The following is a 25,122-nucleotide window of genomic DNA, read 5'->3' as shown; positions in this document are numbered from 1 at the left end:
AGCAAAGCTTGCTCGCGAAGACGTCGGCATAGACAGCATTTATGTTGCCTGACACACCGTCATCGCCAGCAAGCTGTGCTCCTACAGGTGTGCAGATGAAGGCTGGAATCAGGGACAGGCCCCGTTCACGCAATTGAACGGGGCTTTTGTGTGTAAAAAAGAATGCTTCTCGACAGCCCACGGCATAATGCGCGCCGTGATGACAATTTCGAACGAACAAGGCGAGTGACGTGTTGAAGAAAACCCTGTTCCAGTTGCACTGGTTTTTCGGTATCAGTGCCGGGCTGGTCCTGGCCCTCATGGGCATCACCGGGGCGATAGTGTCGTTTGAGGATGAAATCCTGCGCGCACTCAACCCGTCGGTGTTGCAGGTCGAGAAACAGGTCGCCGGTGTGCTGCCGCCCGCTGAGCTGGTGGAAAAAATCGAGGGTGCATCGGGCAAGAAAGTCTCGATGCTCTGGGTCGACACCGACAGCGGTAACGCCGCACGGGTGAACTTCACCCCGCCACCGGGTGAGCGTCGCGGGGAGATGCGCTATTTCGACCCGTACACCGCCGAGTTCATGGGCGACGCCACCGGCCAGGGTTTCTTCGACCTGATGCTGAAACTGCACCGCTTCCTCGCCATGGGCGATACCGGTCGGCAGATCACCGGCGCGTGCACGCTGATTCTGCTGTTCTTCTGCCTGTCCGGCCTGTACCTGCGCTGGCCGCGTCAATGGAAAAGCTGGCGCGCCTGGCTGACCCTCGACTGGAAAAAAACAGGCCGCAGCTTCAACTGGGATTTGCACTCGGTGGCCGGCACCTGGTGCCTGGTGTTTTATCTGTTGGCAGCGCTGACCGGGTTGTCCTGGTCCTATGAGTGGTACAACAAGGGCCTGACCCGATTGCTGTCCGATGCGCCGCAGAATGAACGTGTTCGCAATCGTGGCCCGGCACCGGAAGGCCCGGCACCGACGGCCGATTACGCATCGATGTGGAGCAGCATTTACAGCGCTGCCGGCCCGGCATTGAGTGCCTACAACATTCGTATGCCGCCTGTGGCCGGGCAACCCGCGACGGTGTTCTACCTGTTGACCACCTCGCCTCACGACCGCGCGCTGAACCAGATCACCCTCGACCCGGCCACCGGCGTCGTCAAACGCCATGACCGCTACAGCGACAAAAGCTTCAAGGCGCAACTGCTGACGAGCATCTACGCGCTGCACGTCGGCAGTTACTTCGGGATTGTCGGGCGGATCGTCCTGACGCTCAGCGCGCTGACCATGCCGCTGTTTTTCGTCACGGGCTGGTTGCTGTACCTCGATCGTCGACGCAAGAAAAAGCAGATCAAGGACGCCCGCAAAGGTCTCGAACAACCGGACAGCGATGCTCCGGCGTGGCTGATCGGTTTCGCCAGCCAAAGCGGGTTTGCCGAACAACTGGCGTGGCAGACCGCCGGCCAACTGCAGGCAGCAGGCCTGCCGGTAAAGGTTCAGCCACTGGCCAGCGTCAGCGAGCATGACCTGCGGAACTCCGGCAATGCGCTGTTCGTCGTCAGCACCTTCGGCGACGGCGAAGCGCCGGACAGCGCCCGTGGTTTCGAACGCAAAGTGCTGGGCCGGGCATTGAGCCTGGAGAGCCTGAATTATGCGGTGCTTGGATTGGGTGACCGGCAGTATCAACACTTCTGTGGTTTCGCCCGACGCTTGCATGCCTGGCTCGGCGAGCACGGCGGCAAGCATTTGTTCGCGCCGGTGGAAGTCGACTGCGGCGACCCTTACGCCTTGCGTCACTGGCAGCAGCAACTTGGTCTGCTGACCGGACAAGCGCCCGTGGACACCTGGCAAGCGCCAAGCTACGACAACTGGACGCTGAGCCGCCGCGACGTGATGAACCCGGACAGCAGCGGCTCGCCGGTGTACCTGCTGGGCCTCAGCGCACCCACCACCAGCAGTTGGCTGGCCGGTGATCTGGTGGAAGTGTTGCCACGTAACTGCCCATGGGCAATCGAGCATTTCCTCGATGGCCTCGGGATCGACGGTCGCGCCTCGGTGATACTCGATGGCCTGTCGCAAGCGCTGGAACAAGCACTCGCGACTCGACAATTGCCCGAGAACCGCACGCACCTTGTCGGCTTGCACGCGCAAGCACTGGTGGATGCTTTGGTGCCGCTGGCCATGCGCGAATACTCCATCGCCTCGATTGCCGCCGACGGTGTGCTGGAACTGATCGTGCGCCAGGAACTGCACCCCGACGGCAGCCTGGGTATCGGCTCCGGATGGCTGACCGAACACGCCCCGGTGGGCAGCACCATCAGCCTGCGGGTGCGCCGCAACAGCGGTTTCCATCTGCCGGTCGAACCGCTGCCGATGATCCTGCTGGGCAACGGCACCGGCCTGGCCGGGCTGCGCAGTTTGCTCAAGGCGCGGATCGCCGATGGGCAACAACGTCACTGGCTGTTGTTTGGCGAGCGAAACCGCGAGCACGACTACCTGTGCCGCGACGAACTTGAAGAGTGGTTGATTTCAGGGGATATCGAACGGCTGGACCTGGCGTTTTCGCGGGATCAGGCCGAGAAGATCTACGTGCAGGATCGCCTGCGTGAATCCGCCAGTTTGCTCAAGCAATGGCTGGATGACGGTGCCGTCATTTACATCTGCGGCAGCTTGCAGGGAATGGCTTCGGGGGTGGATCAGGTGCTCAACGAAGTGCTCGGGGCTGAGGAGGTTGAGCGCTTGATCGAGCAAGGCCGCTACCGCCGCGACGTTTACTGACCCCCTCCCCCTGTAGGAGCCAGCTTGCTGGCGATGGCGGTTTTACATTCAACAGATCTGTTGGATGTTGCACCGCCATCGCCAGCAAGCCGGCTCCTACAGGGGCCAAGTGTCGTCCGTTACGCTTCTACCGGCTGCAACTTCTGCTCAAACACACTGACCCCATCCAGATCCCGCAACACCACACTCATCTCCCCCGTCGCCCCCTCAATATTCACCTCGCCAAAAAACTGAAACCCGGCAAACGGCGACATGTTCTGCGCCGACGGTGCTTTCTCGAACACCACTTCAGGCCCGAAGGTTTTATCCAGCGGATTAGGCCCGAAGCTCCCCGCGTTCAACGGCCCGGCAACAAACTCCCAGAACGGTTCGAAATCCTGAAACGCGGCACGATCCGGATGGTAGTGATGCGCCGCGCAGTAATGCACATCCGCCGTCAGAAACACGAAATTGCGCACCTGTTGCGCCCGCAGAAAACCAAGCAGTTCGGCGATTTCCAGCTCACGCCCCTGGGCCGCGCCCGGATCACCGTTGGCCACCGCTTCCCAGCGCGCCACGCCGGGGCTGACTTCGCCGTCAGGCACACCGAGGCCGATCGGCATGTCGGCGGCAATGACTTTCCACTGGGCGCTGGAGGCTTTCAATTCACGCTTGAGCCAGTCCAGCTGTTCACGCCCGAGAAAGGGTTTGGCTGCACCGAGGTTGTCATCATTGGCCTCGCGATAGCTGCGCATGTCGAGCACAAACACATCCAGCATCGGCCCATAACCGAGCTTGCGATAGATCCGCCCGCCGTTATCCGCGATCTGCAAACGCATCGGCGCATATTCCAGCCACGCCTGACGTGCGCGGCCTACCAGGCTGTGGATATCCTTGCTCTGGTAACGCTCGTCCAGTTGCTTGCCCGGTGACCAGTTATTGACCACTTCGTGGTCGTCCCACTGCCAGATCTGCGGCACTTCGGCGTTGAAGCGACGGACGTTTTCGTCCATCAGGTTGTAGCGGTAATTGCCGCGATACTCGTCGAGGGTTTCGGCGACTTTGCTCTTGGCGTCGCTGGTGATGTTGCGCCACACGCGGCCACTTTCAGTCACAAGTTGTGCCGGCACCGGGCCGTCGGCGTAGATGGTGTCGCCACTGTGGATAAAGAAGTCCGGCAGGCGCAAACGCATGGCTTCGTAGATGCGCATGCCACCGATGTCCGGGTTGATGCCGTAGCCCTGGCCAACGGTATCGCCGCTCCAGACGAAACGGATGTCGCGCAGGGTTTGCGGCACGCTGCGCAAGTGGCCAAACCAGGGTTCGCTGGTGACACCGCTCTGGGCATCTTCGAAATGCACGCGATAGAAAATCGCCTGGTCGGCGGGCAGACCGGTGAGCTCGACCCGCGCGGTGAAATCGCTACGGGCATCAGCCAGCGGCGAAACAAAACGCCGAGGGTTGGTGAACAGGCTACGGGTGTCCCATTCCACCACCATCCGCGCCGCACGATCGCTGCGGCTCCAGACCATCGCCCGGTCGCCCAGTACGTCGCCGGACTGCACGCCATCGGTGAGTTGCGGCCGATCCTTGACCGAGGCAATCACCGCCGGCGCAAGACCGGGAAGCAGAATCCCGGCGCCGACTGCTTGCATGACACGACGGCGACCGAGGTTGAATTCGCTCATGGTGTTCTCCCTGAAAAAGGAAAACTAAAACACGCACGCATGACTCAGGCATGACACAAAACCCACCAACACCACAAATCCCTGTAGGAGCAGAGCTTGCTCGCGAAGGCGGTTTAACATTCACCAACGATGCTGACCGTTACACCGCCTTCGCGAGCAAGCTCTGCTCCTACAGGATCTGCGTCGTTCTCCCACACAGGTGGAAATGATCACCGTGGGGCACACAACTTTTCAAGACGTTTCCTACAACGTATCTTGTTGCCGCGTTTCGGTATCGACTCCATAGTTCGGGCTCGCGGAGAACACCGCGAACGACCTTGGCCGGTCGGTGCAGGAACGCTACAGCGCAGCAACACCTCCTCAGGCACTTTGTGCCTGAGGTGTTGTTTTATGGCAGCTGTGCGTGGGACACCTTCGGGTGTGCCGGTTCCTGTGCCCGGTCGGCCAACCCGCGTATGGCTGCCACCCTCTTCGTTTGGCTGCGAATGGTGGTAGCTCCAATTACAGGAGTTACATCATGTTCCAAGTCATGCCGCGTTACCTCCCCATCGATACCTACGACGCCGAAACACCGGTGCTCTTCGTCAACACCCACAAAGAACTCAGTGAACTCACCGCCTGCGCCATGCATCGCTTCACCGTGGTTCGCGATTTGGCAGATACGCTGACCAGCCTGAATCTGAAAAACATTTCCGACTGTGACCTGACACGGGTCACCCGCGCCGTGCATCTGCTGATGCGTGAAGGCTGTGCCGTGCTGGATGTGGTTCAAGCGCGGGCATCGCAGCGGGAGAATGAGTACAAAACCACGATTTAGCGGTGTTGCCGCCGGCCCCATCGCGAGCAGGCTCGCTCCCACAGGTTACGGCGCTGGACACAAATCTTGTGTACGACAGAGATCACTGTGGGAGCGAGCCTGCTCGCGATGGCGGTGCACCATTCAACGAAAACGGTGACTGTTACACCGCCATCGCCAGCAAGCCGGCTCCTACAAAGGTGGATTATGCGTTGACGGGTTCTATTGCCAACTCGACAACCTCAGGTCGCTTGACCACCGCATACACCACCGCCGTCAGCAAACTCCCGGCCACAATCGCCAGCAGATACAACAACGCATGGTTGATCGCATTCGGAATCGCCAACACGAACAATCCACCGTGCGGCGCCATCAGTTTGCAGCCGAAATACATCGACAGCGCACCGGTCAGCGCGCCACCGGCAATGCTCGCCGGGATCACCCGCAGCGGGTCCTTGGCGGCAAACGGAATCGCGCCTTCGGAGATGAAACACAGCCCCAGCACCAACGCCGCTTTACCCGCCTCGCGTTCAGTCTGGGCAAACTTGCGCCGGGCAATGAACGTGGCAATACCCAGGCCAATCGGCGGCACCATCCCGGCGGCCATGGTCGCGGCCATTGGCGCATAACTCTGGGACGCCAATAGCCCCACCGAGAAGGCATAAGCGGCTTTGTTGATCGGCCCGCCCAAGTCGACGCACATCATCCCGCCCAACAACACGCCGAGCAGAATCGCGTTGGTGGTGCCCATGCTGTCGAGGAAATGCGTGAGCCCGGTGAGCATCCCGGCCACCGGTTTACCGACTACATAGATCATCACCAACCCGGTGAACAGACTCGCCAACAACGGGATGATCAGGATCGGCTTCAACGCTTCAAGGCTTTGCGGCAATCGCGCGTAACGGTTGATCGCCTGCGCCGCGTAACCGGCGATGAAACCGGCAATGATCCCGCCGATGAAACCGGCGCCCAACGTGCTCGCCAGCAAGCCACCAATCATCCCCGGCGCCAGGCCCGGACGGTCGGCAATCGAGTAGGCGATGTAGCCCGCCAGCAGCGGCACCATCAGCTTGAACGCGGTCTCGCCGCCGATCTGCATCAGCGCGGCGGCGAGTGTGCCTTCTTCCTTGAACGCGGTGATGCCGAAGACGAACGACAAGGCAATCATCAGACCGCCCGCCACCACCATTGGCAGCATGAACGACACGCCGGTCAGCAGGTGTTTGTAGATGCCGGTCTTCTCTTGTTTGGCCGGGCCTTTGGCACCGGTCGCGGCACTTTCCTGCTTGCCTTCGGCCAGCGCTTTGTTCAGCGTCGCTTCGGCTTGCTTCAAGGCGATGCCCGTGCCGCAACGGTAGATTTTCTTGCCGGCAAAACGCTCGGTCGCGACTTCGATATCGCAGGCCAGCAGCACCACATCCGCATCGGCAATCGCTGCCGCGCTCAACGGATTGCGCGCACCGACCGAGCCCTGGGTTTCGATTTGCAGGTCATAGCCCAATCGCTTGGCCGCCTGCTGCAAGGCTTCAGCGGCCATGAAAGTATGAGCAACGCCGGTCGGGCACGCGGTGATCGCGACCAGGCGCGGGGCGCTTTTGGCAACGGCTGCAGGTTCGACGGTGACTTCGGCTGCGGCGTAAACCTGCGCTTCTCCGGCACCGCGTCGCAGCACTGCTTCGACATCTTGCAGGGCGTGTGCCGGGGTGCTTTGGAACACACGCTTGCCGACGAATCGCGACATATCCACCGGCGCGCTGGTGACCAGCAACACCCACTCGGCGGCCTCGATCGTGGCCGCCGACAACTGGCGTTCCGGGTGCGCCACATCCACCACTTCGACACTGGTGCTCCAGCCCTGACGCTGCGCCGCAGCATCGAGCAAACGGGCGCACAGCACGCTGGTGACCATGCCGTTGGGGCAAGCCGTAACGATGGCTAACTTCATGACAAACCCTCTTATTGTTCTGTCAGGGGGCGCACGCGCACGCCCTGTTCGAGCCGCGCCAACTGCGCCGCATCGCCGATACCGAAACCGATCTGCGTGACCGCCATCGCCGCAATCGCCGTGGCGGTGCGCAGGGTCTGTTCCGGCGTATCGGGCTTGAGCAAACCGTGAAGCATGCCGGCCAGCAACGAATCCCCTGCGCCCACGGTGCTGGCGACGCTGACCTTGGGCGGCGTGGCGTGCAGCGCCGAGCCGACACTGAACCAGTTCACACCGTCGGCGCCGTGGGAAATCACCACGTGCTCGATGCCTTGGGCATGCAAACGGCTCGCGGCTTCGGCCTGAGCCGCAACCGAAACAACCTCGCAGCCGAGCACTTCGGCCAGCTCTTCGGTGTTCGGTTTGATCAGCCACGGACCGGCCTTGAGCGCCGCCCGCAACGCTTCGCCACTGGTATCGAGCGCGACGTTCAACCCGAGGTTGTTCAAGCGCAGTACCAATGCCTGCAACCATTCAGGACTGACGCCTTGCGGCAGGCTACCGGCCACAACGACCGCGTCATGCCCCGGGGCAATCTGTTCCAGTCGATCGAGCAACGCCTGCTGCGCCGCTTCACTGACCTTGGGTCCGGGACCGTTGATGTCGGTGATGCGCCCGTCGCTTTCCGCCAGTTTGAGGTTGCTGCGGGTCTCACCGGGAACGCGGATAAACGCGTCGACAAAACCGCGCTTGGCGAACAGGGTTTCGAACGCCTGAAGGTTGTCCTCGCCGAGAAAACCGCTGACGGTGAGCGAATGCCCGAGGTCTGCCAGCACCTGCGCCACGTTCACGCCTTTACCGGCGGCGTGGGTGTGCATCTCGTCGCTGCGATTGACCTGGCCGGGCTCAAGGCGCGGCAACTGCACCGTCAGGTCCAGCGCCGGGTTGAGTGTCAGGGTCAGGATCTTGGCCATTACAGGGCCTCCACTAATGCGCGCACTTCATTGGCGCTGCCCACGGCCAGAGCCTGCTGGGCAAGGGTTTGAGTCTGGGTCAGGCTGAGTTCGCGGATGCGCGCCTTGACCTCGGCAATGCTGCGGCCCGACACGCTCAACTCATCCACACCGAGGCCGACCAGCACCGGCACCGCCAGCGGATCGGCCGCCAGTTCGCCGCACACACCGACCCATTTGCCATGGGCATGGGCCGCGCGCACGGTGATGTCGATCAGTTGCAGCACCGCCGGGTGCAAGCCGTCAGCCTGGGCCGACAAGGTCGGATGACCACGGTCGATGGCCAGGGTGTATTGGGTGAGGTCGTTGGTGCCGACGCTGAAAAAGTCGACCTCTTTGGCCAGCACCGGCGCCAACAGTGCGGCCGACGGCACTTCGATCATGATCCCCAGTTGCAGGTCCGCCACAGGGATTTCCAGACGCAGGCGCTCGGTCATGTCCCGCGCCTGACGCCACTCTTCAACACTGCCGACCATCGGGAACATGATGCGCAACGGGCGGTTGTCAGCGGCTCGCAACAGAGCGCGCAATTGCGCTTCCATGATGTGCGGACGCTGCAAGGTCAGGCGAATGCCACGCACGCCGAGGAACGGGTTTTCTTCTTTCGCAATCGGCCAATACGGCAGCGGCTTGTCGCCACCAACGTCGAGGGTGCGCACCACCAGTGGCCGACCGGCGAGGCCATCGAGCACGCGCCGGTATTCAACTTCCTGAGTCGCTTCGTCCGGCGCCTGCGAGTGGGCCATGAAAATCAGTTCGGTGCGCAGCAGGCCAATGCCTTCGGCGCCCTGCTCCACTGCGCTGGTGACGCCCGCGCTTTCGCCGATGTTGGCGAACACTTCGACCGCATGGCCGTCTGTGGTCAGCGCCGGTTGATGACGTTGTTCGGCCGCCGCTTTCAAGCGTTGCTCGCGGGTGTCGCGCTCTTCGGTGGCGCGCTGCAAGGTCGCCGCGTCGGCGTCCACGTGCAGGCGACCGCGCTGGCCATCGAGCAGCAACGGCGTGCCCGGCGCCAGCAGCAACACCGCGGCACCTGCGCCGACCAATGCCGGAATGCCCAGCGCACGGGCGACGATGGCACTGTGCGCGGTGGCGCCGCCACGGGCGGTGAGAATGCCGGCGACTCGGGTCGGATCGAGACGTGCCACGTCGGAAGGACCCACTTCGTCCATCACCAGAATGTACGGTTGATCGGGTTCGCTCGGGGTTTCGACGCCGCTCAGTTGCGCCAACACGCGACGGCCGATATCGCGCAAGTCCGCCGCACGCTCGGCAAGCAATGCATCCTGCAACGATTCCTGTTGTTTCGCCGCCGCTTCAATCACCGCCATCCACGCCGCTTCGGCGCTTTCGCCCTGCTTGAGGCGAGTCTCGACTTCATCGGTCAGTTCCGGGTCGTCGAGCATTTCCTGATGGGTGATGAAGATTTCGCGGATGGCTTTGGATTTGCTGCGCTCGATCAAGCCTTCGATGTCGTGACGCACATGCGCCAGCGCTTGTTTAAGACGCTCGCGCTCAATGGCGGCGGACTCGCCGCGCAACGGGTATTCGATGGTTTGCAGCACTTGGATATGCGCCGGGCCGATGGCGATGCCCGGTGCGGCGGGGATGGCCTGAACCAGGCTGCCGGACGCCGGGGCGAACAGCACTTCGGCCACCTCGGTGATCACTTCACGCTGCGGGCTCACGGCAGGCAAAGGCTCGACTTCTTCCCCCAGCCCCTCTTCGATTGCCGCCAACAACGCCGGCAAGGCATCGGCGGCGATGCTCGGCTCGGCGATGAATTCCAGCACCTGACCGCGACGGGCGCCGAGGCTGAGCAGTTTACTCAAGCTTTTCACCGACACTGCGCTGTCTTGGCCATCGACGATGCGCACACGAATTTCGCCTTCAAAACTCTTCGCCAGTTGCGCGAGGATCTTCGCCGGGCGCGCATGCAAACCATGGGCATTGGCCAGCGCAATGCGTGCGCTCGGCCAGTCCGCCGGCAGTTCACCGCCGAGCACTTCGAGGACTTTACGGCTGCTGGTGGCGCGTCCCAGTTCATGGCCACGGCCTTCGATCAGCAACGCGCAAAGGCGTTCGAGCAACGCCTGGTGCGCCTCGCCCAAGCTGGCCAGACAGAACAGACCGCTGAGCGGCTGGCCGAGGTAGCGCATCGGTTTGTCCGGCGTGACAAACGCCAGGCCCGGACGCTTCACCGTTTGCTCGCTGTGCAACCACCACAAACCGTCGCCCAGCGGCAACGCGTCGACTTGCTGCAAAACCGCAGAAAAACCATTGCTCACACAATCCGCCTGACGCAACAAACGGGCACCGCGCCAGACCAGTTCTTCGAAGTCATCGGCCGACACCCCGAGGCCGATCATCTGCGCATCCAGCGCCAGTTCCTGCGGCGCGCCTTGCAGCAGTTTCAGCAACGCTTCGGCAGAACTGGCACGACGCAGGGCCTGGCCCAGATCGGTTTCGCCGAGGGCGCGGGTCAGCAATTGCAACAGGCGCAAATGTTCATCGGATTTGGCCGCAATGCCGATCGCCAGGTAGACGATCTGACCGTCGCCCCAATCCACCCCTTCGGGAAACTGCATCAGCCGCACGCCAGTGGAAAACACCTGGTCGCGGGTTTGCGGCGTACCGTGGGGGATGGCAATACCTTGACCGAGAAAGGTCGAGCCCTGGGCTTCGCGCGCCTGTAAACCGGCGAGATAACCGTCGGCGACCAGGCCGTCGTTGACCAGATGCTGCGCCAACAAATGCAGTGCTGCGGACTTGTCCACGGCCGACTGGCCCATGGAAATCTGCTCTAGAGTGAGCTCGAGCATGCTTTCTCCTTTTTGGCACCTTGAGGTGCCAGGTATTGTTTTGAATGAGTCAGCTTAGGCGCTTAACCATCACTTTTGGCGGTTTCGCGGCAGAACCGGCCAAATGCACCTGATGCGTAGAAAATACGCTTGCTGAAACGTTTAATCTAGAATGATTGGCACGTTACTCGATAATGTCCCATCCTTGAAGTCCAACTTGTCGGATATGTTGCGACAATAGTCCCCTGCCTGAATCGGGTAGGATTGGCGAAAGTATCGGCCGAAAAACAAGGAAATCCCGAGTTGAAACTCAGTGATATCGCCCAACTGGCCGGTGTGTCCGTGACCACCGCCAGTTATGTCATCAACGGCAAGGCGGAACAGCAACGCATCAGCAGTGCCACCGTCGAGCGCGTGCGCGCGGTTGTTGAAGAACATGGCTTTACGCCCAATCCGCAAGCGGCCGGGCTGCGCAGTCGGCACACCCGCACGCTGGGTTTCATTCTGCCGGACCTGGAAAACCCCAGTTACGCACGTATCGCCAAGCTGCTGGAGCAAGGTGCCCGGGCCCGCGGTTATCAGTTGCTGATCGCCAGTTCCGACGATGCGCCGGACAGCGAACGGCAACTGCTGCAACTGTTCCGCGCCCGGCGCTGCGATGCGTTGATCGTCGCCAGTTGCCTGCCGTCCGGCGACGACAGTTACCGCCAGTTGCAAGCCAAAGGCATCCCAATCATCGCCATCGACCGGGTCATGGAGCCCGAGCATTTCTGCTCGGTGATCAGTGATGATCGCGAAGCCAGCCTGCAACTGACGCGCAGCCTGCTCGATCCGTTGCCCAAGCAGATCGCCCTGATCGGCGCGCGCCCCGAACTGAGCATCAGTCAGGAACGGGCCGCCGGTTTCAAGGAAGCGCTGGCCGGGTTCAAAGGCGAGATCCTGATCGAACACGGCGAATCGTTCAGCCGTGAGTACGGCAAGCAACTGATGGAAGAAATGCTTCAGCGCCTGGGGCATTTGCCGGACGCGCTGGTGACCACTTCCTACGTGCTGCTCCAGGGTGTGTTCGACGCCTTGCACGACTTCCCGCTGAAAAACCGTCCGCTGCGCCTCGGCACATTCGGCGACACGCAGTTGCTGGACTTTCTGCCGCTGCCGGTCAACGCCATGGCCCAGCAACACCAGTTGATCGCCGACAAAGCGCTGGAACTGGCCCTCGCCGCCATCGAGCAGTCCGACTACCAGCCCGGTGTGCAAGCCATCGCGCGGACCTTCAAGCAGCGTATTCGCCAGGACTGAACCGTGGAGCTGATCGACAGCCACACTCATCTGGATTTTCCGGACTTCGACGAGGATCGTCAGGCGCTGCTCGCCGAGAGCCGCGCCCTTGGCGTGCGGCGGATGGTGGTGCTGGGGGTTTATCAGGCCAATTGGCAGCGGGTCTGGGATCTGGTGCAAAGCGATCCCGATCTGCACGCGGCGTTCGGTTTGCACCCGGTGTATCTGGACGAGCATCGGCCTGAGGACCTACGCGAACTCGCCGAGTGGCTGACCCGCCTGGCCGGTCACCGACAGCTGTGCGCGGTGGGCGAGATCGGCCTGGATTACTTCATCGAAACCCTTGACCGCGAACGCCAGCAGACGTTGTTCGACGCGCAACTGCAACTGGCGGCGGACTTCAATCTGCCGGCGCTGATTCACGTGCGACGCAGCCATGCGGCGGTGATTGCCACGCTCAAGCGCTTCAAGTTGAAACGCGCGGGGATTATTCACGCCTTCGCCGGCAGCAAGGAAGAAGCCCGCGAGTACATCAGGCTCGGCTTCAAACTGGGCCTGGGCGGCGCGGCGACCTGGCCGCAGGCGTTGCGCATGCACAGGGTGCTTGCAGAGTTGCCGTTGGAGTCTGTGGTGCTGGAAACCGACTCACCGGACATGGCCCCCGCCATGTTTCCCGGTCAACGCAACAGCCCGGCGCATTTGCCGGCGATCTGCTCGGCGCTGGCTGACATCATGGCGATCAGCCCTGAGCAGTTGGCCGCTGCGAGCACGGCCAATGCGTGTGAGTTGTTCAACTGGTAATCAGTCGGCGTGAGCCTTGGCCGCTTCCAGAATCAGCGTCATGTGTTGTCGGTGACGGGCGAACCGGATAACCGCGAAGTAGACCAGAATCGCGATCAACGAAAAATTCAGCTGCTCGACCGCGCTGAGCATCCCCACCCATTCCATCACTAATGCCACCAGCAAAGCGGTGCATACCATCACCAGCGTGCTCGCACGTAGCATCGCAAGCGAGTCGAGGGATTTGATGCGCCTGATCTGTTTCGGGTCGCTCAGTTGCAAGGCTTTGTGACAGTGGGAACAGGCGAAGGCTTCATGGATGGCAATGGCGTTGAGTTGCCAGGGTTCGAGCAGGAGTGTGCATCCGCAATGGGCACAATGGCCCTGGATTCCAGTTGTAGCGAAGGACATAACCGAGCCTCCTCAGAGTAGGTCAGGGTTGTGGATCATCCCTCATTGAAGACCAAAAACCAGACTCTGGAGGGAAATCGGATACCGCCTACTTGTGGAAGAAACAAGTACTACAGACAACGCACAAAACTGTAGGAGCAAGCTTGCTCGCGATAGCGGTCTGGTAAACACCCTGTAGGGTGAATGTACCTACGCCATCGCGAGCAGGCTCACTCCTACAGGGGTTATGCGGTTCTTCAAACCCGGAACGCGCTGATCAACTGCTTGAGCTCCACCACCTGCGCCGACAACGCCCGGCTGGCGTCCTCGGTCTGGTGCGCACCTTCGGCGGTGCGTTCGCCAGCCCGGTTGATCTCGACGATGTTCTGGTCAATGTCGTGGGCCACGGCGGTCTGCTGCTCTACGGCGGCCGCAATCTGCTGGTTCTGATCGACGATCATGCCGACAGCGCCAAGGATGTTTTCCAGCGCCTGCTGGACCTTTTCCGACTGACCTACCGTGCCGTTGGCCATTTGATGACTGGTGCCCATGGCCTTCACCGCGGCGCCGACACCGCTGTGCAGTTTGGCGATCATCTGTTCAATTTCTTCGGTCGATTGCTGGGTGCGTTTGGCCAGGGTCCGGACCTCGTCCGCCACCACCGCAAAACCACGCCCCTGCTCGCCTGCCCTCGCTGCTTCGATAGCGGCGTTGAGCGCCAGCAGATTGGTCTGTTCGGCGATGCTTTTGATCACTTCCAGCACACGGCTGATGGACTGGCTGTCGCTGGCCAGTTGATTGATCACCAGCACCGACTGATCGATCTCGCTGGCCAGCGCAGCGATGCTGCCCTGCTGAGACTCCACCAACCCGCGACCGCTGATGGTTTCGTCGTTGACGCTGTGGGCACTGCTGACCGCCGCGGCAGCGCTGCGGGCCACCTCCAGTGAGGTGGCCGACATTTGGTTCATCGCCGTGGCGACTTGCTCGATCTGCGTGCGTTGCCCCGCGACAGCCTGGTTGCTCTGGGCGGACACGTTCTCGACCTGACCGGCCTGACGCTCGACTTCCCCGACCGTTTGACCGACACGCTCGATCAAGTCATGGATTTTCTTCACCGTGCCGTTGAACACCTCGCCCAACTCACCCAATTCATCACGGCTGTTGGCGTTGAAGGTCACGGTCATGTCGCCGGCCGCGACCTTGTCCATCATCGCGCCAAGGCGCTTGAGGGTGGTGCGTGTCGAGGCGTAGAAGCCGCCGTAGAGATAAAAAATCAACACAAACACCACCGACAGCGCCACGGCCTGCAAGACCATGTGCGTGCGGTTCTGGCTCAGTCGTTGTTGCAATTGGGTGTCGAGGAATTTCAGGGTGGCTTCGTTGAGTTGGTAAGTCTGGTCCATCAGGCCGCTGACCTGATCGTAGAAGGCCAGCCACGGCGCATCGAGGGTGTCGGCCATCACCACCTGCTCTTCGAACAGTTCACTGGCCTTTTTCAGCGACGCCTTGCTGCTCTCGGCCTGCGCCGCCAGGGTTTCACGTGCCGCCTTGCTCGACCCCAGCGCATCCTGCAACTTCAGACCGTACTCGGCTTGCAGCTTTTCAATCTGCACCAGCAATTCATCGAAGCGGGTGCTCGAAGACGAATTGAGAAACCCCTGCCCCAGCGAGTAAGAGCCCATGGCGCGACCATCGCCCAACGTCTGGGTGACGGGCGGCGTGACATTGGTGATGAGTTCGGTGAGCTGACGCATGTCGCTCTGATTGTCACGGCTCAAACCCGCCTGGCTGGCGATGATCTGGCTGAAAATCTGTGCATTGCCGAGCAACTTGCCGATCAGCGCACTTTTACTTTGCAGGGAGTTTTCCGTTTGCTGGGCCTTGAACGCGGTGATCATTTCGTCGCGTTTGCCATCGAAAACGGTGATCAGTTCCGGATCGGTGGTCATCGCTGTCAGCCCTTGCAGGCGGGCCAGAACGTTTTGCTCCAGGGATGTGATCTGGGATTCGAGATTACCGGCCTTGCCGGACTGGCCAAGGATGACGTTGATCTGCACCAGGTTGTTCAGGGTTTCCAGGTCGCGTCGAAGCGACAGGCTGCTGCCCAGCAGGTCGAGGCTCTGCAGTTCCACCCGGGTGCCCTGGAATTCGCGATAGGAATCACGCACCAGATAAAAGTTGGTCACCAGCATGGGCACCAGGAACAGAACGCTGATCAGGCTGAACTTCATGCCGAAGCTCAGGCGATTCATTAGCGCGACGGCGGGATAGAGCAAGCTCTTCACTGGAAGTCTCCCTTGGGTTTCTTATTTTTATTGGCAGGCACAGACAAGCAGCAGATAGCCACTATTGAGTGCTATCTCTGTATAGCTTAAATCGACGGGAGGTTTTGTAACTTAAGGTTAACGGCAGCTTATCCGACGAGACGCTCCGTCTTGCCATTACAGACCTTGTAGGAGCCGGCTTGCTGGCGATGGCTGCACCTCGGTGCCTCAGGGACACCGCGTCGATGCTATCGCCAGCAAGCCGGCTCCTACAGGGGTGTGGTGTTTAGGGGAAGACTGTCCACAGCGCGAAACCGGCGTACCAGAGCACCGCCGCACGCAGCAACAGCTCCCAGATCCGGTCGAGACTGTTGATGCCATCGGGCCCGACCACCGGCGCAGGAATTTCACCGGCCACCAGCCCGACCTTCTCGATCAGTTGGGCGGCACTGATGTTCCAGTTCAGCAGTTCGCTCAGCATCACCCGACTGACGGCGACAAAATTGCCGACCAGCGCAAAACTCGCCGCCAACAGACGCACCGGCACCCAATCGAAGGCGTGACGCAGTTGTGCGGCGCGCTCGACGACGGCCGGGTTCTGCCCGTGTTCTTCGGCGAGGGCCAGCAGTCGATAGCTCAGCGCCGCCACCGGGCCCAGCAGGAAGTACCAGAAAATCACCGCAAAAAAACTCTGGTACGCCTCCCAGAGCAGATGCCCCTCAACCCGTTCCAGTAGTTGCTCGCCGTTTTCGGCACAAATGTCCAGGTCACGTTTTGCCACATGAGCGGCAGCTTGCAGGTCTTCCCGGCGCCAGGCATCGCGAAACGGTCCGAGATCGGCCAGCAGATCACCGCGCCCCAGGCTATAAATCACCACCAGCAAATGCACCGGCAGCGCCAACAGACCGTAAGCGACCGGCTCCAGCACCACCAGCAACAACCCCAACAGTGCCACTGGCAGCAGCACCAGAATCAGCAAAATCAACCACGGGCGATTGACCATACGCGGGTTGGCTTCAAGCTTGTGCAACTCGGCCACCCAACCGCCATCACGTTGAACCCGATGGCGCAGGGCCGAGAACTTCTCGATCCAGACCGCCAACAGCAACACCAGAAAACTCATTGTGGTTCCTCTTTAGCCAGGGCCGCGCGATAACGCGCCCAGTCGAACGCAGGTCCGGGATCCGTCTTGCGCCCCGGCGCGATGTCGCTATGCCCGCAGATGCGCTGCGCGGTGATGCCCGTAAAAGCGCTTTGCAGTTGCAAGGTCAGGGCCGTCAACGCGTCATATTGAGCATCGGTGAACGGCAGATCATCCGTGCCTTCAAGCTCGATGCCCACGGAAAAATCGTTACAGGTTTCCCGGCCGTCGAAACACGACACACCGGCATGCCAGGCGCGTTCAAGACAAGAGACAAACTGAGTGACGGTGCCGTCACGCTCAATCAGAAAATGCGCAGACACCCGTAGGTCAGCGATCCCTTCAAAGTAGGGATGCTCTGTGACATCCAGCCGGTTCTGGAAAAATTCCTGCACCTTGCCGGTGGCAAACTGCGCCGGCGGCAGACTGATGTTGTGGATCACCAGCAGGGAAATTTCGCCCGTGGGGCGCGCATTGAAGTTGGGTGAGGGGCAAACGTTCACGCCCTGACACCAACCGCTCGCGGGGTCCAACTGCATACAGGTTCCTTCAACGACGACTGTGTTGGTGCCCAGTATGCCGTGATAGACCCTCGGCGCGCGATCACTTGCCGCGATTGAGCCGCCGCAGGTTGCCGACCACCGACTCCAGGGCCCGATCGAACAGCAAGGTGTCGTCGAGGGTACGCACCGCGCCACGACGGAAATCCAGCGCCAGCCCGGTACGGCTGCGCTCCAGCACTTTCATGCCGGTGCGGTTGACGAAAATGTACTTGCCCGTGGCTTCGATGATCGCGGCGAGCTTGCAGCGCAGGGTGTTTTCCTCGTCTTCCTGAAACTCGACCCAGCAACCCGCGTGCAACTGATCGACTTGAAGCAGGCCCGGATCATCCGCCGGCAAGCGCACCGAGGCCGTTTCGACTGGTCCTTCGTCGGCGGTGAGCAGCACGATTTCTTCGCGCACTTCAACCATCAGCGGCGCATCGGCAGGACAGGTGGCGGCCGGTGCCAGGTCCGCTCGTTCGAACAGTTGAACGTGCAAGCCTTCCAGCTCGCTGAAAAACTCTCCGGTGGCGAACGGATCAAACGCAGAACTGCTCAACCCGTCGCGCAAGGACTTGAGCAACCCCGGCACCAGCGCCAACAGGCGCAGGCTTGCGTCAGCGTCGTCATGACGCTGCACGCTCCAGATCAATTGCTCCATGGTTTGCACATCCGCATGCCACTCGGCGGACTGATCGCCGTGCTTGAGGCAGGTCAGCAGCAGCACCTGGCTCCAGGCGTCCTGAACAAACGCCACCACCCGTTGCGGCAGCACTTTACCCAACAACGCCTGATTCAACGCCAGCTCGACGCGTTGCCGGGCCAGTTCGGTTTTGGCGCGGCCCTCTTCGGCGTCGCGGGTACGCTGCTCCAACAAATCGCTGCGACGACGTTCGTCGCTGGTGAACGCCAGAAAATCCGCCAGCAATTCGGAGAAGATCGCCGGATCGTCGACAAAGTCGTTCAACAAACGCTGCACCACTTGCTCGATGCGCAGGTACAGGCTGTCGCGCTCGTGGTCATCGCACTCGCCCCAGCCCAGGGCCGCGGCGGCGATTTCGTTGAGCAGACGACGGGCCGGGTGACTGCTGCGGCTGAAGAAACTCTTGTCGATCACCGCCACTTTCAGCATCGGGATCTGCAAGCGCCCGATCAGCGCCTTGAGAGAATCCGGCAGATTGCGGTCATCGAGGATGCATTCGAAGAGCATGGCAATCAGGTTGATCACATCTTCGTCAGCGACGCCGACCACACGCGACTTGCCGCTTTTGACGCTGACCCGGGTCAGCAGTTGCTCAAGCTGGTTTCGCAGGTCGAATTCGTCCTGGACCGCCGGAGCCGGCACGTACTGCTGCAAGTGCGAGAGCAGCCGCAGCAGGTCGCGGGTGGATATCGGTTGCGTCTGAGCACTGGTTTCCAGCGTTGGCGCGACACTGCCACGCACATGGAGCAGCAATTCCTGCAACGCCGCGAACACTTCCTGCACGCTGTCATCGATTGGCGTGCTGTCCCAACGGTTGCCAGCCTCGTCGGGCTCGGCACGAACACTGGCCTGCGCACGATCAATGGCACGCCGATTCGGGGCCGGCTTCAGGTCGGGCAATATGCCGGTGGCGATCAATATCTGATTGGCTTCGGTGTAGAGCTGATCGGCATCACTGAGCACATAACGCTCGAAAAGCTTGAGGATGATCAACTTGACCTTGATCTCGACCCCCAGGTTACGCCCGGCCTGCATGAAATACTCACAGAGCATCGCCGGGCCCAGGGGATTGCGCGTAGTCACCAGCTGCTTGCCCAGCAACGTGCTGAGCCGGGCGGTCAATTGATCAAGCGCAAAACCGTCGCGGCTCAGCACTTTATTGACCATGGCCTCCACTGCCACGCGACGTTCCAGCTCATCACCGGACTGTTGCGCCTGAATATCGAGGGTCAATGCCGGCGGCAAGGCCGTCTGAATACTGCCTGCGAGACCGACAAACGCTTCGAAGAACTGTTCGAGAAACGCCCGCTCGATATTTTTGCGCTTGAGGCGCAAATCGCGCATGGCTTCAAAAAAAATGTTCTGCTCGACGTCATTGCGGGCCCGGTCAGCCATTTCGAACAGCGTGTCGTCGGCGTTATCGAACAGCTCCTGCAGAGCATGCCGCAGCTGTTGAGCGGCCTTGTCGCGAACCTGAAGCAGAATCACAGGCAGGCGGGCGAGCGGCGAGTGACTCGCCTGATCGGTAGTTGCCTTGTGCAAAGGCACTACATTCCCGTCGTTGTGCATCCTGGCCTCCTGAAACGGTGATGCTTCGGTTCGGTTGGAAAGATCGAGTACGCCAGCCTCACAGCCGTGCGCAACAGAAGACAATGCCCGCCCGCTGTCATTCAATAATCGGCGAACCAAAGACACGTCAAAGTCATGACGTCAAATGCAAGGCGCATTATCTTGCAAAAGATGTCCCGTATGCCAGCAGACTCTGTGTTTCTCTTTGAAATAGACGCCTGTAAAGGACCGCTGCTGAACCTCGCAGGCTCAAGAGATTCGACCAAATGCAGGTTTCAGAACGACCGGAAGGTCTCGCGCGCCTTGGGTTGCCCCGCGCCATGGCCCTATAATCGAGCCACTTTGTTTGTGGAGTCCGTTATGCCGAATCTACGTCTCGCCGATCTGACCGCCGAAATCGAAGCCAACGTACGCCGTGCGTTGCGCGAAGACATCGGCAGCGGCGACATCACCGCGCAGCTGATCCCGGCCGAACGCCTGGCCAAAGCCACCATCATCACGCGCGACGCCGCAGTCATCGCCGGCACCGCCTGGGTTGACGCGGTTTTCCGGCAACTGGACCCGCGGGTTGCCGTGCATTGGCAGGTGGCCGATGGCGAACGAGTGAAGCCCAATCAAGTGCTGTTCCACCTCGAAGGCCCTGCCCGCTCCCTGCTCACAGGCGAGCGTAGTGCGCTGAACTTCCTGCAATTGCTTTCCGGTGTGGCCACTCGTGCGCAATACCTGGCGGATTTCGTCGCCGAAACGCAGGTGAAGCTGCTCGACACCCGCAAAACCCTGCCGGGGCTGCGCCTGGCGCAAAAGTACGCCGTGACCTGCGGCGGCTGCCACAACCACCGCATCGGCCTGTACGACGCCTTCCTGATCAAGGAAAACCACATTGCTGCCAGCGGCGGCATACCTGAAGCGATCAACGCCGCGCACAAGATCGCCCCGGGCAAACCGGTGGAGATCGAAGTGGAAAGCCTGGCGGAGCTGAAGGAAGCGCTTGCGGCGGGTGCCGACATCATCATGCTCGACGAGTTGAGCCTGGATGACATGCGCGAGGCCGTGCGCCTGAATGGCGGCAAGGCAAAACTGGAAGCCAGCGGCGGCATCAACGAAAGCACGCTGCTGCCGATCGCCGAAACCGGGGTGGATTACATTTCGATTGGTGCGATGACCAAGGACGTGAAGGCTGTCGATCTGTCGATGCGACTCAGCCTCTGAAATTTCCTGAACGACATGAAACTGTAGGAGCCGGCTTGCTGGCGATCCAGGCGACGCGGTTTACCCGTTACGCCGCCATCGCCAGCAAGCCGGCTCCTACAAGGGTCAGACCACCAGATTATTCATCTCGCAGTACTCTTCCCACTCGACGCCCAATACCTCGGCCGCCTCTTTGTGCAGCACCAGTCGCGCCGCTTCAAACTCTTCCGGGCTCGAGGTGTACTTGAGCGTCAGCTCCCACGGCTGCAAGCCCTGGGCTTCTGCTTCATCCTCGAACGCCCATTGAATCTGGTCTTTCTGATCGTCGGCGGACAAGTCCTTGATCTCTTCCAGCAGTTGGGGCGCGTCCAGCACGTACTTCTTCAGCGCTTCTTCGTGCCTGGCTTCCTGGGTCAATTCTTTAACGGTCATTTCGTTCTCGCTGATCGGGGGAATGGAAGATGGATCTGGATCATCAAGGATCTCTCTGACGCAAAAAACCGTGTGAAGCCCGGTTTGTCTGGCCTTCAGAACCATTCGTGGATCATTTGAAAACTGCAGGGTGATGCTCGTGCAATGTCCGAATATAGGACGTTTGGAAGACGATTTATATGGACTTTTACATCAAATCTACAAAAAAAATGCCGAGCGGTTTTTCTGAAAATATTCCCTCGCCACACAGGAACAACCTTCAAAAAGCAAAGTCATAGCGATGTGCCATCTAGGCACTTCACAAGGAACTCAGGTGATGCGCATTTTCAAGAAGCTTCCGTCTACCCTGTTGGCAACCGGCATGGCCGCCCTTTTTCTTGGCAACATGGCAATGGCCAATACGGCCCAAGCCGGTCTGGAGTTCGCCTCAGACAACCCTTCCTCCACCGACAGCTTCCTCGTCTTTCACAGACTGTATGGTAAAGACGTTATGGTCAGGAGCAATCTCAGTGTCGAGGGTATGGAAACACTGCAACGCACCACTAAAACCAACACGGATGACATCAAGGAACTCAAGAATCTCCTCGAAGCGCAGGCTCGTCTCATCGAGGAACTCAAGCGCAACAACGGAACAAGCTCCAGTTCGAGTGCCAGTGAGATAACCAACCTCAAACGCACTGCCACCGAACAGGACAAGGACCTGAAAGAACTCACCAAGCAATTGGAGGAGTTCAAACGCAACAGCGGTTCGAGTTCCAGCTCCAGTTCCAGCGAAGTGGCCAACCTCAAGCGCACGCTCAGTGAACAGGAAACCGGCCTGAGAAACCTCGCCAAAGCAGTGGACGAACTCAAGCGCAACAGCAGCTCGAACTCCGGTTCAAGCGCCAGTTCCAGCGAAGTGAGCGACCTCAAGCGTTCTGTCAGTGAACAGGACAACGGCCTGAAAAACCTTGCTAAAGCGGTGGACGATCTCAAGCGCAGCAGCAGCTCGAATTCCGGTTCAAGCGCCAGTTCCAGCGAAGTGAGCGACCTCAAGCGCACCGTCAGTGAACAGGACAACGGCCTGAAAAAGCTCGCCAGCCAAATGGACGACCTCAAGCGCAGCAGCGGCTCGAACTCCAGTTCAAGCTCCAGCTCCAGCGAAGTGAGCGACCTCAAACGCACCGTCAGCGCACAGGACAACGACTTGAAAAGGCTCGCCAGTCAGGTGGAAGACTTGAAACGTAGCGCCGGGTCGAGCTCCAGCGCGAGTTCCAGCGACCTGTCCAGCCTCAAGCGGGACGTCAGCAATCAGGACAGCCAACTGGATCAGCTGAAACGCGCCGTGGATGATCTGAGAAGCAAGGTGAAATAACAGGGGATGGTGCCCGAGACAGGAATCGAACCTGCGACCTTCGCGTTACGAGTGCGCTGCTCTACCGGCTGAGCTACACGGGCGGTGAGCTAAACCTAGCATCGAGATTGGAAGCGGGCAAATCCACAAACCGTTTCCAGTTTTCGCAGACAAAAAAATGCCCCGCAGTTTTCACTGCGGGGCATTTTTTATAACGTTGAAGCGGTCAGGCGTGGGGAGTGATTAAACGCCCGAAGCCTTGGCTGCTGCTACGTCTTTGATGGAGAGCTTGATACGGCCGCGGTTGTCCACGTCCAGTACCAGCACTTCCACTTCCTGGCCTTCTTTCAGGATGTCGGTCACTTTCTCAACGCGAGCATCGCTCAGCATCGAGATGTGAACCAGACCGTCCTTGCCCGGCAGGATGTTGACGAATGCGCCGAAGTCGACGATGCGCTCAACTTTACCGACGTAGATCTTGCCGATTTCAGCTTCTGCGGTGATGCCCAGAACGCGCTGACGTGCTGCTTCAGCCGCTTCCTTGGTTTCGCCGAAGATCTTGATCGAGCCGTCGTCTTCGATGTCGATCGAAGCCTTGGTCTCTTCACAGATCGCACGAATGGTCGCGCCGCCTTTACCGATGACATCACGGATTTTGTCGGTGTCGATTTTCATCGCGATCATGGTCGGAGCGTTTTCCGACAGTTCGGTACGCGACTGGCCAATGATCTGGTTCATCTGACCGAGGATGTTCAGGCGCGCTTCCAGGGCTTGGCCCAGAGCGATCTCCATGATTTCTTCGGTGATGCCTTTGATCTTGATGTCCATCTGCAGCGCGGTAACACCTTTGGCGGTACCGGCTACTTTGAAGTCCATGTCGCCGAGGTGGTCTTCGTCACCCAGGATGTCGGTCAGGACAGCGAATTTCTCGCCTTCTTTAACCAGACCCATCGCGATACCGGCAACCGGTGCCTTCATCGGAACGCCGGCGTCCATCAGGGCCAGGGAAGCGCCGCAGACCGAAGCCATGGAGCTCGAACCGTTGGATTCGGTGATTTCCGATACAACACGGATGGTGTACGGGAACACGTCGGCAGCAGGCAGCATGGCCTGAACCGAACGACGGGCCAGACGGCCGTGACCGATTTCGCGACGACCAGCGCCACCCATGCGACCACACTCACCTACCGAGAACGGAGGGAAGTTGTAGTGCAGCATGAACGGGTCTTTTTTCTCGCCTTCCAGGGTGTCCAGCAGTTGTGCGTCACGGGCGGTGCCCAGTGTTGCAACGACCAGAGCCTGGGTTTCGCCACGGGTGAACAGAGCCGAACCGTGGGTCTTTGGCAGAACACCGACTTCGATGTTCAAAGGACGTACGGTCTTGGTGTCGCGGCCGTCGATACGTGGCTTGCCGTTAACGATGTTTTCGCGAACGGTGCGGTATTCGATTTCGCCGAAAGCAGCTTTGACTTCGCTGGAAGAAGGCTGGCCTTCTTCACCGGACAGCTTGGCAACAACCTGATCCTTCAGCTCACCCAGGCGAGCGTAACGGTCGGCCTTGATGGTGATGGTGTAAGCCTGGGAGATCGCGTCGCCGAACTCGGCACGGATAGCGCCCAGCAGAGCAGTGGCTTCTGGTTGTGGAGCCCAGGTCCAGGTCGGCTTGGCAGCTTCGGCGGCCAGTTCCTTGACGGCGTTGATCACCACCTGGAACTCGTCGTGAGCAAACAGTACCGCGCCCAGCATCTGGTCTTCGGTCAGCTCTTTGGCTTCCGATTCAACCATCAGAACGGCTTCCGAAGTACCGGCAACGACCATGTCCAGGCTCGATGCTTTCAGTTGTTCGTAAGTCGGGTTCAGCAGGTAGCCGGTGCTTTCGTGGAACGCAACGCGGGCAGCGCCGATCGGGCCGTCGAAAGGAATGCCGGAGATGGCCAGCGCAGCCGAGGTACCGATCATCGCAGCGATGTCCGGATCGGTCTTCTTGCTGGTGGAAACGACGGTGCAGACAACCTGCACTTCGTTCATGAAGCCTTCCGGGAACAGCGGACGGATCGGACGGTCGATCAGTCGGGAAGTCAGGGTTTCTTTCTCGGAAGGACGGCCTTCGCGCTTGAAGAAACCGCCAGGGATCTTACCGGCAGCGTAAGTCTTTTCCTGGTAGTGAACGGACAGAGGGAAGAAGCCCTTGCCTGGATCGGCTTGCTTGGCACCGACTACGGTCACCAATACGCTGACGTCGTCGTCAACGGTGACCAATACTGCGCCGGAGGCCTGACGGGCGATACGGCCAGTCTCGAGGGTAACGGTCGACTGACCGAACTGGAATTTTTTGATTACCGGGTTCACGGTGTCCTACCTTCTTTTGTGGCTCTTGGGGAACTTGTCTTCTTGCGAAATTCTTGGGCAATGTCGGGAATCGGCCCAACGCCTGTCCAGGGTAAAACGGTGTATCCAGATAAAACTTGAGGCTGGGAGCCTGCCACGCACCAGCGGGAAACCCACTGATGCACGGCAGACAACCAACCTCTAGCGCAATCGC

General features: G+C 60.2%; 17 protein-coding genes and 1 tRNA gene. 6 read left to right on the top strand and 12 right to left on the bottom strand.

The annotated features are described in order from the left end of the window. Positions 1 to 230: 230 nt before the first annotated feature. Entirely contained in the window at positions 231 to 2,756 is a 2,526-nt protein-coding gene (locus KGA82_RS13115; RefSeq protein WP_223450636.1) for a PepSY domain-containing protein, read from the top strand. Positions 2,757 to 2,875: 119 nt separating this feature from the next. Here the strand turns inward: KGA82_RS13115 and KGA82_RS13110 are convergent, their stop codons facing one another. After that, positions 2,876 to 4,423 (bottom strand): alkaline phosphatase D family protein, encoded by a 1,548-nt coding sequence (locus KGA82_RS13110; RefSeq protein WP_223450634.1) that lies wholly within the window; start codon positions 4,421 to 4,423, stop codon positions 2,876 to 2,878. A 517-nt stretch (positions 4,424 to 4,940) separates the two neighbouring features. On the opposite strand from KGA82_RS13110, the gene KGA82_RS13105 reads away from it, so the two are divergent. Next, entirely contained in the window at positions 4,941 to 5,240 is a 300-nt protein-coding gene (locus KGA82_RS13105; protein WP_192417411.1) for a hypothetical protein, read from the top strand. Positions 5,241 to 5,424: 184 nt separating this feature from the next. On the opposite strand, the gene KGA82_RS13100 is transcribed toward KGA82_RS13105, so the two are convergent. The 3 genes from KGA82_RS13100 to ptsP are packed head-to-tail and all read right to left on the bottom strand — an operon-like array spanning position 5,425 to position 10,978. Continuing rightward, positions 5,425 to 7,164 (bottom strand): PTS fructose-like transporter subunit IIB, encoded by a 1,740-nt coding sequence (locus tag KGA82_RS13100; RefSeq protein ID WP_223450631.1) that lies wholly within the window; start codon positions 7,162 to 7,164, stop codon positions 5,425 to 5,427. An 11-nt stretch (positions 7,165 to 7,175) separates the two neighbouring features. Further along, a complete protein-coding gene (gene pfkB, locus KGA82_RS13095) occupies positions 7,176 to 8,117 on the bottom strand; it encodes a 1-phosphofructokinase (protein ID WP_223450629.1) in 942 nt (313 codons plus the stop codon). After that, the gene (gene ptsP / locus KGA82_RS13090; RefSeq protein ID WP_223450626.1) at positions 8,117 to 10,978 is read right to left on the bottom strand and encodes a phosphoenolpyruvate--protein phosphotransferase; all 2,862 of its coding nucleotides are present in this window, start codon (positions 10,976 to 10,978) and stop codon (positions 8,117 to 8,119) included. Before ptsP ends, pfkB begins: the two co-directional genes overlap by 1 nt. Positions 10,979 to 11,260: 282 nt before the next feature. Here ptsP and cra point away from each other — a divergent pair, with 282 nt between their 5' ends. Next, positions 11,261 to 12,256, top strand: a complete 996-nt coding sequence (gene cra / locus KGA82_RS13085; protein WP_008036238.1) for a catabolite repressor/activator — start codon at positions 11,261 to 11,263, stop codon at positions 12,254 to 12,256. A gap of 3 nt (positions 12,257 to 12,259) precedes the next feature. Next, positions 12,260 to 13,036 carry a TatD family hydrolase gene (locus KGA82_RS13080; RefSeq protein ID WP_223450624.1) on the top strand — a complete coding sequence of 259 codons (777 nt, stop codon included), beginning with the start codon at positions 12,260 to 12,262 and terminating at the stop codon, positions 13,034 to 13,036. On the opposite strand, the gene KGA82_RS13075 is transcribed toward KGA82_RS13080, so the two are convergent. The 5 genes from KGA82_RS13075 to KGA82_RS13055 all read right to left on the bottom strand — a co-directional run bounded on the left by KGA82_RS13075 (position 13,037) and on the right by KGA82_RS13055 (position 19,627). Then, positions 13,037 to 13,426, bottom strand: a complete 390-nt coding sequence (locus tag KGA82_RS13075; protein ID WP_223450622.1) for a hypothetical protein — start codon at positions 13,424 to 13,426, stop codon at positions 13,037 to 13,039. Between the two features lie 236 nt (positions 13,427 to 13,662). After that, positions 13,663 to 15,693 (bottom strand): methyl-accepting chemotaxis protein, encoded by a 2,031-nt coding sequence (locus KGA82_RS13070; RefSeq protein ID WP_192227699.1) that lies wholly within the window; start codon positions 15,691 to 15,693, stop codon positions 13,663 to 13,665. A 265-nt stretch (positions 15,694 to 15,958) separates the two neighbouring features. Then, positions 15,959 to 16,795: a regulatory signaling modulator protein AmpE gene (gene ampE, locus KGA82_RS13065; RefSeq protein ID WP_008036227.1), complete on the bottom strand. Its 837-nt coding sequence runs from the start codon at positions 16,793 to 16,795 to the stop codon at positions 15,959 to 15,961. Then, positions 16,792 to 17,352, bottom strand: a complete 561-nt coding sequence (gene ampD, locus KGA82_RS13060) for a 1,6-anhydro-N-acetylmuramyl-L-alanine amidase AmpD (protein ID WP_008024447.1) — start codon at positions 17,350 to 17,352, stop codon at positions 16,792 to 16,794. The genes ampE and ampD overlap by 4 nt, the downstream gene beginning before the upstream one ends. Positions 17,353 to 17,416: 64 nt before the next feature. Then, positions 17,417 to 19,627: a DUF1631 domain-containing protein gene (locus KGA82_RS13055; RefSeq protein WP_223450620.1), complete on the bottom strand. Its 2,211-nt coding sequence runs from the start codon at positions 19,625 to 19,627 to the stop codon at positions 17,417 to 17,419. A 360-nt stretch (positions 19,628 to 19,987) separates the two neighbouring features. On the opposite strand from KGA82_RS13055, the gene nadC reads away from it, so the two are divergent. Then, positions 19,988 to 20,836: a carboxylating nicotinate-nucleotide diphosphorylase gene (nadC, locus tag KGA82_RS13050; protein WP_008024450.1), complete on the top strand. Its 849-nt coding sequence runs from the start codon at positions 19,988 to 19,990 to the stop codon at positions 20,834 to 20,836. Positions 20,837 to 20,941: 105 nt separating this feature from the next. Here nadC and KGA82_RS13045 read toward each other — a convergent pair whose 3' ends face one another. Beyond that, the gene (locus KGA82_RS13045; RefSeq protein ID WP_223450618.1) at positions 20,942 to 21,247 is read right to left on the bottom strand and encodes a DUF6388 family protein; all 306 of its coding nucleotides are present in this window, start codon (positions 21,245 to 21,247) and stop codon (positions 20,942 to 20,944) included. Between the two features lie 316 nt (positions 21,248 to 21,563). Between KGA82_RS13045 and KGA82_RS13040 the strand changes: the two genes are divergently transcribed. After that, positions 21,564 to 22,601: a hypothetical protein gene (locus KGA82_RS13040; RefSeq protein ID WP_223450616.1), complete on the top strand. Its 1,038-nt coding sequence runs from the start codon at positions 21,564 to 21,566 to the stop codon at positions 22,599 to 22,601. Positions 22,602 to 22,608: 7 nt separating this feature from the next. On the opposite strand, the gene KGA82_RS13035 is transcribed toward KGA82_RS13040, so the two are convergent. Together KGA82_RS13035 and pnp are read right to left on the bottom strand one after the other, a co-directional pair. Further along, a tRNA-Thr gene (locus tag KGA82_RS13035) sits at positions 22,609 to 22,684 on the bottom strand. A gap of 139 nt (positions 22,685 to 22,823) precedes the next feature. Next, positions 22,824 to 24,929 carry a polyribonucleotide nucleotidyltransferase gene (gene pnp, locus KGA82_RS13030; RefSeq protein WP_008024453.1) on the bottom strand — a complete coding sequence of 702 codons (2,106 nt, stop codon included), beginning with the start codon at positions 24,927 to 24,929 and terminating at the stop codon, positions 22,824 to 22,826. Positions 24,930 to 25,122: the final 193 nt, after the last annotated feature.

The sequence above is a fragment of the Pseudomonas sp. BF-RE-22 genome, from assembly GCF_019956155.1.
In the GTDB taxonomy this organism is placed as follows: Bacteria; Pseudomonadota; Gammaproteobacteria; order Pseudomonadales; family Pseudomonadaceae; genus Aquipseudomonas; species Aquipseudomonas migulae.
Note: the sequence above shows the minus strand (reverse complement) of the source record. Positions and strands in the feature narration are given on the sequence as shown.

Coding starts and splice junctions, on each gene's coding strand:
- KGA82_RS13110 (WP_223450634.1), bottom strand. CDS start 4,423: ATGAGCGAATTCAACCTCGGTCGCCGTCGTGTCATGCAAGCAGTCGGC.
- ptsP (WP_223450626.1), bottom strand. CDS start 10,978: ATGCTCGAGCTCACTCTAGAGCAGATTTCCATGGGCCAGTCGGCCGTG.
- KGA82_RS13075 (WP_223450622.1), bottom strand. CDS start 13,426: ATGTCCTTCGCTACAACTGGAATCCAGGGCCATTGTGCCCATTGCGGA.
- KGA82_RS13045 (WP_223450618.1), bottom strand. CDS start 21,247: ATGACCGTTAAAGAATTGACCCAGGAAGCCAGGCACGAAGAAGCGCTG.
- KGA82_RS13055 (WP_223450620.1), bottom strand. CDS start 19,627: ATGCACAACGACGGGAATGTAGTGCCTTTGCACAAGGCAACTACCGAT.
- KGA82_RS13040 (WP_223450616.1), top strand. CDS start 21,564: ATGCGCATTTTCAAGAAGCTTCCGTCTACCCTGTTGGCAACCGGCATG.
- ampD (WP_008024447.1), bottom strand. CDS start 17,352: ATGCAGTTGGACCCCGCGAGCGGTTGGTGTCAGGGCGTGAACGTTTGC.
- KGA82_RS13100 (WP_223450631.1), bottom strand. CDS start 7,164: ATGAAGTTAGCCATCGTTACGGCTTGCCCCAACGGCATGGTCACCAGC.
- ampE (WP_008036227.1), bottom strand. CDS start 16,795: ATGAGTTTTCTGGTGTTGCTGTTGGCGGTCTGGATCGAGAAGTTCTCG.
- nadC (WP_008024450.1), top strand. CDS start 19,988: ATGCCGAATCTACGTCTCGCCGATCTGACCGCCGAAATCGAAGCCAAC.
- KGA82_RS13105 (WP_192417411.1), top strand. CDS start 4,941: ATGTTCCAAGTCATGCCGCGTTACCTCCCCATCGATACCTACGACGCC.
- pfkB (WP_223450629.1), bottom strand. CDS start 8,117: ATGGCCAAGATCCTGACCCTGACACTCAACCCGGCGCTGGACCTGACG.